The sequence below is a fragment of the Limnospira sp. PMC 289.06 genome (genome assembly GCF_032350395.1).
Taxonomy (GTDB): Bacteria; Cyanobacteriota; Cyanobacteriia; order Cyanobacteriales; family Microcoleaceae; genus Limnospira; species Limnospira platensis.
On the sequence record NZ_JARPLC010000038.1, the window covers coordinates 30,209 to 41,004 of the forward strand.

Below are 10,796 nucleotides of genomic sequence, written 5' to 3' on the forward strand. Positions count from 1 at the left end.
AGCCCGTTGACCGCGTTCCTTCGGGTCAACTGCCTAGTGCTTTGGCTGAATTGAGTGAAGAGGCGATCGGCTCCCTTGAGGCCCTTCCCGCTATATGGGAAAGTGGTGTTGGTTTTTGTTCCTATGAAGGTGACGACGAGTAGTCGCGGGCTAATTCTACCACAGACCAAATCGATCCTCAAATCGGCTGTTGAGTCAGCCAGGGCGCTTGGTTCGCCTCGATGAATTGACGGGCAACTGCCGATACCTCGGGGCTTTCCGATACCTGGGGTCGGGTCGGGGGCTTTCCCCCCCCCCGGCCCCTCTGCCCACGACCCTGACCCTCGGTTTTCATCCCGGCGAATAACCGACTGCCCCAATGACACTTTTTCATGGGTTTACTTTTGGGTTTGTAGCGGTTGCAAAACCCCCGATATTTCCGAGCGCAATCCTCCAAAGTTGTCCCCAACTGCAAGAAAGCTGGATGCCACTGGGTCAAGCCGTCATCGGTCAGTTTTTCATAACTACCGTAGTTGCTGAACTCGTAGAAAAAGGTAGACCGCATTTTCGCCGCTCTGGGATTGCCGTGGATGTAGCGCAGGGTATTTAAAGCTCTGTCTTTGTCCCTGGCGGGAAACCCCTCTGCAAAATAGCGCTTTTCCCAAAAGTGTCCTGTGCGGTTGAGCATTCGGTTAAAGCACATAGCAGTGTACCAATTGAGAAAATGCATGATTTTGGGTAAATCTTCTGGCTGTTTCGGTTCGATGAGGTAATGGACATGGTTACTCATAATGCACAGGGCGTAAAGTCGGAAATTAAACTTGTTTACCGCCCGTTTGATGGCATAAAGAAATACCTCCCGACAGGCTTGACTCGACAGCTTAAACTCGCGATTGTTGCACCGCGTTGTGACGTGGTAGGCGTATCCTGAGTGCAAATTTCTGGGGTTTCTGGACATTTTTCTGTAAAAATTCTGCAAAGACATCATTAAAGGCATTATTCATGAACTGTACCTCTGTTCTCCAACAAAATCATTTGCGGGAAAAGCGACTGCAATTTATTCGCGCCCATCAAACTGCCTTTGATGTCGAGCCAGTTTTTCCCCTACAAGTGTTTGAAGACTTCGTGTTTGGTGTTGAAGGGGATTGCACAATTGAGGCATCTTGTAAGGTTGAGTCCGACCATTTAATTGCCTCCCGATTTCTCTTGTTTTTTCAAGAAATGACTCAATCATGGCCCCAAAAATTAGACCAAGCTTTTAGGTTTTTTCATCAAACCGAAAATCAGGTAGGCGTTCGTTTAGACTATGGCTTGCTGCAGCATTTCTTGGGGGATGACTTCGACTTTAGCAAGATATCGGTTTTATCCACTGGCATCGACCTGCGGCAAAACTTGGCCGACTCTAGCCTGAAAATGCACATCACGATTGAAGACTATCCCGAAAAAATTGCAACTGCCTTCAGCTTGGCTAAACTTCCTAGGGACAAGTTTCACCAAATTCTGTTATCATCTGTCTCTTTGATTGGGTTTGATTTTTATCTGGATGGCCGCAGTGAAATCGAACTATATGCCAGCCTGAAAGAAGAAGAATTTAACTCTCCTCATGTCCAATCTTTTCTTACGTCAAATTTCTGTGCTTCTGCCTTAAAACCCCTTGCTGCTTCTAGTGCTTTTTATATGGGTCTGTCTATAGCAAATGAAAATCCAGTTCTATATTACCTACTCAAAAACAAGCAAGAACTACAGAATTATTTTCGACTAAATGATACGGGAAATCGGGTGCATTCTTTATTATAACCAGCAAGAAATCCTTCCCCACGCCTGGGTTGGTGTAGCCGAACAAGAGCTACAACAACAAGGAAGAATTGAAAATATTCGTCTCTATTACTATCAAAAATTTGCAGCAGGGATGACTTGAAAACGAGGCAGACAAAATTTCTCCACTTCTAGCGACATCCACTTAAAAGTTTTGTGTGCTGCGCCCACCGCTACACGGGCAGCACTATCCAGGCTTCTGATCATCTAAGAAGGGACTGACCACCCTAAGCGGTCAAACGGAAAACCTAACAAATATAAAGTGAAAAACTCCAATAAACCAGAAAAACATCTCCCCCAACAGCCTGTTGACGGCGTTCCTACTGGAGAAGTTGTTCTCACCCCGTCTCCCTTTCACTCCGCCACCTGGCAAATACTCTCAAGCCCAAACCCGATTCAGGCTGAGGGTAAACCCCGGTAACACCGTTTCCCCGGATAGTGTCTTGGGATTCTCCAACACTTCCACCCCTTGCCCCGGACGGTAAATTTCCACTCGTTTGTTTTTAGGATCGATGAGCCAGCCCAACTTTGCACCATTCTCGATATATTCTGCCATTTTGCTCCGGAGGTCTTGGAGGGTATCGCTCTTGGAGCGCAACTCCACTACAAAATCAGGACACAAGGGGATGAATCCCTCCTGCTGCTCTGGGGTAAGAGCATCCCACCGCGCTTGGCTAACCCAGGCTGCATCGGGGGAGCGATTTGCGCCATTGGGTAGTTCAAAGCCGGTGGAGGAGTCGAAGGCTGCGCCAAGCGTTTCGTTCTCTTCAAACCAGACACTCAATTGTCCTGTAATGCTGAGATTACGCTTGCCAGTCTTGCCGCCTGTGGGTGGGTTCACAATTAGTTCTCCTGTTGCAGTGCGTTCCAGCCGTAGCTTACGGTTGGCAGCAGCGAGGGCGGCAAACTGCTCCGGCGTGACACACAGAGCCAGTTGATCGGGAAGTTGGAGAGATAACGGTTCAGGACAACCTCGTACCATCATTCACCTCATGCGACTGGATTCCTTCTCTATTTTACCTTAAATGTTGGCTTGAAGGCTCTCGGTTTCACCGATGAGATGAAAAGCCAACCAATATGGAAACAGCGAAGCACAATTAATACTCTGGAGAGTCTTGGCTCTCCACAGATTTTTTAATAAGAACTCTAAATGTTCTTTCTGGAATACTTTTCTCCGATATTTAGTCACCAACACAATATGAACAGTAAGATTAAACGTAGCCCTGCGGGTCTTAGAGTAATTGGCTTCCATAACTATTGGCAGCTTGTACGGTGAGATGATATAATGATAACATAACACATTGAGAGGTCGAGTCAATGCGAGTCATGGAGTTTAAGGTTAAAGCTAAACCAAAACAACAAGTAGCTATCCTAGAAGCTATTAGAATAGGACAGTTCATTCGGAATAAATGTCTTAGACTCTGGATGGATTCCCAAAGAGAAGATAAAGTAAATTATTCTTCTTTTTGCAAATTTGTAACAACGTTGAGTAATGATACTCCGTTTGTAAGTAATCTTAACTCTAGGGCTCGTCAAGCTAGTGCCGAAAGAGCTTGGTTCGCCATCTCACGTTTCTATGACAACTGCAAAAAAGGGTTAGCTCGAAAAGGCTACCCTAAATTCAAGAAGTCTTCAAGGTCTGTGGAATATAAAACTTCGGGTTGGAAATTATCAGAAGATAAAAAATCTATCCACATCACAGACAAGACTGGAATAGGATGTCTAAAGCTGATCGGATCTTATAATCGTCAGATTTTAGATAAGTCATTAATCAAGAGGATTAGGCTGATCAAAAGGGCTGACGGATTCTATTGCCAATTTGTCCTAGACCTTGAACGAGTAGAACCCCTTGATTATACAGGAAAGGAAATAGGAATTGATGTGGGCTTAAACCATTTCTTGACTGACTCCAATGGAGAAAAAGTAGACAATCCTCGATTTCTTCGTCAAGCTGAGAAGCGTTTAAAGAAGGCACAGCGTAAGCTATCTAAGAAGAAAAAAGGAAGCAACAAGCGTCAAAAGCAAAAGTCAAAAGTAGCCCGACTTCATTTAAAAGTCTCTAGACAACGTAAAGATTTTGTTGTTAAGACAGCAAAAGCGTTAATCCAATCTAACGATTTGGTCGTCTATGAAGATTTGAAGGTTTCTAATATGGTGAAAAACAGAAAGCTGGCTAAGTCTATTAGTGATGCAAGTTGGTCTATGTTCACCAATTGGCTGGACTACTTTGGACAAATCCACGGGAAGTTTGTCCTAGCGGTCAATCCACAATATACCAGTCAAGAATGTTCTAATTGTGGTTCCATTGTCAAGAAAACATTGTCTATTAGAACTCATATTTGTTCTTGTGGCTGTGTTCTAGACAGAGATGAAAACGCCGCTATCAACATACTTCGTAGAGCCAATACTGTCGGGCGGACAGGAATTTAAGCCCTCGGACAGACTACCCACTGTCTATTAGGTGAGAGCTTAGTAGATAAGGTAACTGGTTGAACAGGGAATCCCTCGCTTTTAGCGATGGGAGCGTCAAAGAGAATGCTACTGATTCACCTCGTCTCCCCTTCACCCCCTCACCCTCTCCCAAAACAGAATTTCCGTGCCGCCCTGGCCGCTACGCAACCGCAGCACCCACAGGCTTCTTGACAAGAAGAAGGGACTGACCACCCCAAGCGGTCAAACTGATAAACCTAACAAAGAGTGAAAAACTCCCATGAACCAGAAAAACATCTCCCCCAACAGCCCGTTGACGGCGTTCCTACTGGAGAAGTTGTTCTCACCCCGTCTCCCTTTCACTCCGCCACCTGGCAAATACTCTCAAGCCCAAACCCGATTCAGGCTGAGGGTAAACCCCGGTAACACCGTTTCCCCGGATAGTGTCTTGGGATTCTCCAACACTTCCACCCCTTGCCCCGGACGGTAAATTTCCACTCGTTTGTTTTTAGGATCGATGAGCCAGCCCAACTTTGCACCATTCTCGATATATTCTGCCATCTTGCTTCGGAGGTCTTGGAGGGTATCGCTCTTGGAGCGCAACTCCACGACAAAATCAGGACACAAGGGGATGAATCCATCTTGCTGTTCTGGGGTCAGGGCATTCCAGGGATCTGGGCTGACCCAGGCAGCATCAGGGGAGTGGTTTGCTCCATTGGGCAACTCGAAACCTGTGGAGGAGTCAAATGCTCTGCCATTGCCCCCTTCTTCTTCAATCCAGCGAACCAGAAAGTAATTGATTTTGCTGTTGCGGTAGCCAGTATTGCCGCCTGTGGGTGGATTCACGATGAGTTCTCCGGTTGCGGTACGTTCAAGTCGAAGCTCACGGTTGACCACGGCCAGGGCCGCAAACTGCTCCGGCGTGACACACAGAGCCAGTTGATCGGGAAGTTGGAGAGATAAAGGTTTAGGAGGAATTGATACCACGACGATTCACCTCACGCGGTTTGATTGCTTCTCCATTCTAGGCAGAGCAGAATTCAAAGCTCAAATCAGCCCCTTTTCCTGCACACTCCGCCATGATTAAACATAGTTGATATTTTAAGGACAATGAGTTCAAATCCTTTTACGATTTCCCTGAGTGCTGAAATTCAAATCAATCCCTCCGAAAGCGGTTACACCCTCGGCGGGGCTGCTGACGCTGATGGCATATCCCCGGCCCTGAGAGTGCCTGCGTTGCCCGGGTTTGAAAATGCGATCGCCCTGTCACCCCATCCCCTTCCCTACTCATCAGTCAGCGATCGCTGTTGGCTTGAAAACCGCCGAATTCTGCTTTGAATTTCCTCTATGATCCTGTCCACCTCTGTCAGGTCACTGGGTAGGAGATGGGCAGACAGGATTTTTAGCAGGTTCTCAAGATCGACTGAATAGTTCAACAGGAGGAGAAGAATGTCGTTTTCGTAAATACTGGCTCGACTAAATTGCCCCTGTCGATAAAGAGACGGTAGGGCATAGCATTTCAGCAGCACAAGTCCTTCTACTGTGGCACACCGAATGATGCGACTTCCAAATTGTCTATCTATCGAAAATTGTTCTAAAACTTCCTTGAATAGCTTGTTTTGGGTTAAAAAAATGTCGATCTGCAATGAATCAAATAAGCCCCGTATAAGATCCTTATCTTCATCATTGATGACTACTTCGGGCAGAACATCCAAATCCGAACGAGCCAGAATCAAGTCAATGTCTTGAGTATTGCGACCTTCCACATAGCTCAGGAGGGCGACTCCTCCAACCAGTAAGTAATTGATGTTTCTGTCAGCCAATGTGTTAAAAAGCAATTCAACCGTTTGAAAAAAAACGTCTCGTTCAGGCATTGCCTTTGACCAGTTTTTTACATCAAATAAGATACCATTTCTAATGATTTCCCCAATGGCTGCTGTCATTTCCTTCCCTCTGTAACATTACCCCTCTAGAACTTATGCGTACCTATCCCTTTGCGGTTTCCCTCAATTCCACCATTCAGGTCAGCACCACGGCAGACGGCTATGCCATCAGCCCCGCGAATACCGATCCTGGCCAATCCATTGCTCCCTCTATGGTAACTCTCCCTGCCATCACCGGGATGGGCGATGCCCTGGCCCACTTACAAGCAGGAACTGCAACTCTCCAGCAGTTGACCCAAACCCTGAGCGCACGGGAGGGGGTGGAAGCGGGAGAACAGTTAGCCGCCACATTGCAACAGATGGGCGATCGCGGCTGGTTGCAGTATGCTGTATTACCGTTGGCGATCGCCGAGCCAATGGTGGAGTCCGCCGAACTTGACCTCAATTCCCCCCACTGGACACAAGCCAAGGTCAGCCTATCGCGCTTTGCCTACCAACGCAGCCATGCAGGGGGGATGGTGCTGGAATCCCCCTTATCCAAATTTCGAGTCAAACTGCTGGACTGGCGATCGAGCGCCATCTTAGCCCAACTCGCTCAACCCCAACCCCTCGGTTGGGTCACGCCACCCCCCCAAATCGGGGCAGAAACCGCCTATCAATTCTTAAATTTATTATGGGCGACAGGGTTTCTCACCGTCGAAACCGAAGCCCCAGAACTGAAACTGTGGGAATTCCATAACCTGCTCTTTCACAGCCGTTGTCGCCAAGGTCGCCACGACTACCCCACAGGCGATATTGCCGCCAGTTTGGATATTTGGGACGAGTTTCCCGTAGTCAAACCACCCATGAGCGGGCATATTGTCCCCCTGCCGCAACTGAGCATTGATGCCATTCGCCAACGGGATAAAACCCTGACGACGGCGATTGAAAAACGGGCATCGATTCGCGAATATGATGAGAATCACCCGATCACCATTGAGCAATTGGGGGAGCTACTCTACCGCACCGCCCGCATTAAGGAAATTTATACCCATGATGCCGAACAAGCTGAACTGCTCAAAGCCCAATTCGGTGAAGATTTCGACTGGGGGGAACTCAGCCGCCGTCCCTATCCCTGTGGCGGCGCGATGTATGAACTGGAAATCTATCTGGCGGTGCGCCGCTGTGCAGGGGTGAAACCGGGACTTTATCACTATGACCCACTCAATCATCAACTGGCTCAAATTGATGCGGCTGATGCCGATATTCAGGCCCTGCTTAAAGATGCTCACCAGTCCAGTGGTGAACAGGGAATGCCTCAAGTTTTACTGATGATTACGGCGCGGTTTGGGCGGCTGTTCCGCAAGTATCGATCGCTCGCCTATGCCCTAGTTCTCAAGCACGTCGGTGTCCTGTATCAGAACCTTTATTTAGTCGCCACCAATATGGGATTGGCTCCCTGTGCATTGGGGGCGGGAGATAGCGATCGCTTTGCCCAAGCGACGGGATTAGATTACGTTGTCGAGTCCTCTGTGGGCGAGTTTATGTTAGGTTCGCTGCCTAATCGAGAGATTGAATCCAGTGGGATAGATCATTCAGCAACGGATGTTGTGAGTGCTTCTGAATTGGAGATAGAAGTTGAAGCCGAATCCCCATCTGTTGAACCGAGCGAACTCGAAACCCAAGCAATCCTTCACCCCTCCGAATTGGATTCACAAATTGAAGCCGAATCCGTATCTGTTGAACCGAGCGAACTCCAAACAATGAACCCCTCTGAATTGGAGGATTCTGTCGGGTTGAGTGCAGTCGAAACCCAAGCTACGACGGCCCAACATCCCCACGACCTCGACGATCGCATCCCCGGACTGGCGGAACTCCGCAACCAAACCCTCGGCGACCCGCGCATCACCATCGTCATTCTCGATGGCAACCCGGATCACACCCTCTCCTGTTTTGAAGGGGCAGAAGTCTCCAAAGTCTTCCCCTACTGGCATCCTCCTGCCGAACCCGTTCCCACAGAGGCTTATCATCAATTTCAGGCGATCGGCAATGATGACACTTTAGATAAAGACCAAAAAGCCGAAGCCCAAAAAGCCGCCTTAAGCGAACCACTCCTCAAACGCATCCACGGGGATAACCATGCCTGTCACATCACCAGCACCATTGTGGGTCAAGAAAACACCCCCTCGCCCGGACTCGCGCCTCGCTGTCGTGTGATTAACATCCCCCTGAATACCACGGGCACCGATGAAGAATTCATCTCACCCCTCAGTCTGGCTCGTGCCTTTGAACTGGGTCTGAATTTAGGGGCGAATATCATCCACTGTGCCGCCTGTCGCCCGACCCAAACCGGGGAAGGGGAAGAACTCCTGCTGCAAGCCCTGAAGAAGTGCCAAGACAACAACATTCTGATTGTCGCTCCCGCCGGGAATAACAAGGGAGAATGCTGGTGTATGCCCGCTTCCCTGCCGGGAGTGCTATCTGTGGGGGCGTTGAAACCTGACGGCACACCCTATAAGTTCAGCAATTGGGGCGGTAACAATGCCTTAGAAGGGATCATGGCTCCGGGGGGTGAAATTCTGGGGGCACAACCGGCCAATGAAGCACCTGTGCGCCTTCAGGGAACGAGTATGGCGGCTCCGGTGATGACGGGGTTGTGCAGTTTGCTGATGAGTCTGCAATTGCAACAGGGTAAACCTGTCGATGCGGAAGCGGTGCGAGCCGCGCTATTGAATACGGCAATTCCCTGTACTCCTGATGATACCGACGAACCGGAACGCTGTCTACGGGGTAAGGTCAATCTCCCGGGTGCGATGGGGTTGTTGTTCGGGTCTTCGGTGACGGTTTCTTTTGCCGGTGAGCAAGTCACCCGGACTGAGCATACTGGCGTTATTCCTGCGGCTTGGGTTGCACCGTTGACTGCTTCTCCTGAAGCTAACGCCACGGGGGACAACGTGGGTATAGAGACTGCTGCGGTTAGCTTTCCTTTGTCAATCCAACCTACAGATTTAACGGCTTCTAGTGTCAAACCGAGTAAAGCTCACTCAGGAAATGTCTATGTTCTGGGCACAATTGGCTATGATTTTGGAGATGCGGCACGGCGGGATACGTTCAAGCAAAATATGGCTCCGGTGGATTTGAATGGGGTGATGGTGCCGCCAGACCCTTATGATGCTCGTCAGATGGTGGAACATCTCGATCGCCATCCGGAAGAGGCTCACTCGCTGATTTGGACGCTGAACCTTGAGCAAAATACTCTCTATGTTCTTGATCCAAAAGGCCCGTTTGCTAATGATATTTATGAGCTGTTTTTGGTGATGCTCAATGGGCAGCTTGAACCGGAAACGAGTGCTGAGTTCATTGAGCGAGTGAGTGTCCCTGGGCGACAAACTGACCGAACCGTAGAACTTTTTTCTGGGGAAGTGGTTCCGGTGCTGAATATTCGTCATCCTCGGGGGATGTATGGCTGGAATGTGAATGCTTTGGTTGATGCTGCTTTAGCCACTGTCGATAATATAGAAGCGGTGGGGGTAGAAAATCTCCGGGAAGGGCTGACGGCCTTTTTAAATCGGGTGTATTACGATTTACATAATATCGGGCAAACCTCCCGCGATCGCGCTCTGAATTTTGCGGTTACCAATACGTTTCAGGCGGCTGCTACCTTTGCGGAGGCGATCGCCTCTGACCGAAAACTCGACACCATCGAAGTCCAAAAAAGTCCGTACTGTCGCCTCAATAGTGACTGCTGGGATGTGCTACTCACGTTCTTTGATCCCGAAGATGGGAAGCGATCGCGCCAGGTGTTCCGCTTTACCATTGATGTGGCGGATAGTATGCCAGTAACGGTGGGGAGTATCAAACGCTGGGCAATTCCGGGGAAAAAGCGAACCGAGGGCGATCGCGCTTCACGCGCTCCAGAGTGATTTAAAATAGGGACGCACTCCCCCACTTCGCCGCCAAACAGTGGGGGAGCGTTCATGGCGATCGCCACCTAAATAACCTCGCGCCGGTTTTGGAAACCCGACAAGGGGGACTGGCATCCCCAGAACATCAAGCCTTTACAGGACGAAAACAACACGAGAATCTATCCGCCGTTGGACAATGGCGATTCTCGTGCCGAGACGCTTCGCGATCGCCGCTTAGGTAAAGGCGACATCAACTTTTGCGAATCCAGAACGATATTTAAGCCGGGGAATGGAACCCTCTCCGCGCTGTTCACACAATGCTTGATATTCTTGCCAGGTGGCAGGCGATCGCATCACACCTCCGGCCGAAAGATAAAGTTTTTGGGGTGAAACGATGGTCAACATTTCTTCACCGTATCTGGGTTTTTGCCTGATCCGTATTGTACTCACCCTATGACGGAGAAGGGGTTACGTCGCAGAATTCGCCAACAAGTTTTAGCCGGAGCGATACCGTTTTGAGAAGGGATCTCGAAAAGTTACTGGACATATTGGAAGCTATAGCGTTTCCCAATCATTGATGAACTCTCCGAGAAGTTTCTCATAATACTTCAAGCTCATTTTAACCCTTGTATACTGTTCCCTGTTCCCTTTGCTTTCCCTTGTGGATTACAACACTCAAATGGGAACGCTATATAGAACCCCCTCACCGTCGGCGCATCCACAGACAATAAACCACCGTCAGCAGCAACCACCCCGATACGCAGCCCAAACCCGCAAACATCACCGGAACCGGAGGAGTCTCTAG

At 49.1% G+C, this 10,796-nt stretch carries 11 protein-coding genes and 1 pseudogene (1 of these 12 cut by a window edge); 6 read left to right on the forward strand and 6 right to left on the reverse strand.

The window, feature by feature from the left end; genetic code table 11:
- A pseudogene (locus tag P5674_RS10465) lies at nt 1-143 on the forward strand (DUF5837 family cyanobactin class RiPP) (its annotated part extends 13 nt beyond the left edge of the window); the annotation flags it as partial.
- A gap of 35 nt (nt 144-178) precedes the next feature.
- On the opposite strand, the gene P5674_RS10470 reads toward P5674_RS10465, so the two are convergent.
- Nucleotides 179-976 (reverse strand): transposase, encoded by a 798-nt coding sequence (locus tag P5674_RS10470; protein WP_339367314.1) that lies wholly within the window; start codon nt 974-976, stop codon nt 179-181.
- Between the two features lie 5 nt (nt 977-981).
- On the opposite strand from P5674_RS10470, the gene P5674_RS10475 reads away from it, so the two are divergent.
- Both P5674_RS10475 and P5674_RS10480 read left to right on the forward strand, forming a co-directional pair.
- Nucleotides 982-1,776, forward strand: coding sequence for a LynF/TruF/PatF family peptide O-prenyltransferase (locus tag P5674_RS10475; protein ID WP_006617852.1), 795 nt, complete (start codon nt 982-984; stop codon nt 1,774-1,776).
- Nucleotides 1,742-1,897, forward strand: coding sequence for a DUF5838 family protein (locus P5674_RS10480; RefSeq protein WP_014276977.1), 156 nt, complete (start codon nt 1,742-1,744; stop codon nt 1,895-1,897). The genes P5674_RS10475 and P5674_RS10480 overlap by 35 nt, the downstream gene beginning before the upstream one ends.
- A 276-nt stretch (nt 1,898-2,173) precedes the next feature.
- On the opposite strand, the gene P5674_RS10485 is transcribed toward P5674_RS10480, so the two are convergent.
- Together P5674_RS10485 and P5674_RS26580 are read right to left on the reverse strand one after the other, a co-directional pair.
- Nucleotides 2,174-2,776, reverse strand: a complete 603-nt coding sequence (locus tag P5674_RS10485) for a Uma2 family endonuclease (protein WP_006617853.1) — start codon at nt 2,774-2,776, stop codon at nt 2,174-2,176.
- A 39-nt stretch (nt 2,777-2,815) separates the two neighbouring features.
- Complete coding sequence (locus P5674_RS26580; RefSeq protein WP_050856800.1) at nt 2,816-3,046, reverse strand: transposase; 231 nt, start codon at nt 3,044-3,046, stop codon at nt 2,816-2,818.
- 65 nt (nt 3,047-3,111) lie between these two features.
- On the opposite strand from P5674_RS26580, the gene P5674_RS10490 reads away from it, so the two are divergent.
- Nucleotides 3,112-4,224 (forward strand): RNA-guided endonuclease InsQ/TnpB family protein, encoded by a 1,113-nt coding sequence (locus P5674_RS10490; RefSeq protein ID WP_006617854.1) that lies wholly within the window; start codon nt 3,112-3,114, stop codon nt 4,222-4,224.
- A 384-nt stretch (nt 4,225-4,608) separates the two neighbouring features.
- Here P5674_RS10490 and P5674_RS10495 read toward each other — a convergent pair whose 3' ends face one another.
- Nucleotides 4,609-5,211, reverse strand: a complete 603-nt coding sequence (locus tag P5674_RS10495) for a Uma2 family endonuclease (protein ID WP_006617855.1) — start codon at nt 5,209-5,211, stop codon at nt 4,609-4,611.
- Nucleotides 5,212-5,334: 123 nt separating this feature from the next.
- Here P5674_RS10495 and P5674_RS10500 point away from each other — a divergent pair, with 123 nt between their 5' ends.
- Nucleotides 5,335-5,562, forward strand: a complete 228-nt coding sequence (locus tag P5674_RS10500) for a hypothetical protein (RefSeq protein ID WP_126277547.1) — start codon at nt 5,335-5,337, stop codon at nt 5,560-5,562.
- Here P5674_RS10500 and P5674_RS10505 read toward each other — a convergent pair.
- Nucleotides 5,508-6,167, reverse strand: coding sequence for a hypothetical protein (locus tag P5674_RS10505; protein WP_006617856.1), 660 nt, complete (start codon nt 6,165-6,167; stop codon nt 5,508-5,510). The two genes, P5674_RS10500 and P5674_RS10505, sit on opposite strands and share 55 nt — an antisense overlap.
- Nucleotides 6,168-6,202: 35 nt before the next feature.
- Between P5674_RS10505 and P5674_RS10510 the strand changes: the two genes are divergently transcribed.
- Complete coding sequence (locus tag P5674_RS10510; protein ID WP_006617857.1) at nt 6,203-10,009, forward strand: PatA/PatG family cyanobactin maturation protease; 3,807 nt, start codon at nt 6,203-6,205, stop codon at nt 10,007-10,009.
- A 216-nt stretch (nt 10,010-10,225) separates the two neighbouring features.
- On the opposite strand, the gene P5674_RS10515 is transcribed toward P5674_RS10510, so the two are convergent.
- A complete protein-coding gene (locus P5674_RS10515) occupies nt 10,226-10,396 on the reverse strand; it encodes a hypothetical protein (RefSeq protein ID WP_006617858.1) in 171 nt (56 codons plus the stop codon).
- Between the last annotated feature and the right edge of the window lie 400 nt (nt 10,397-10,796).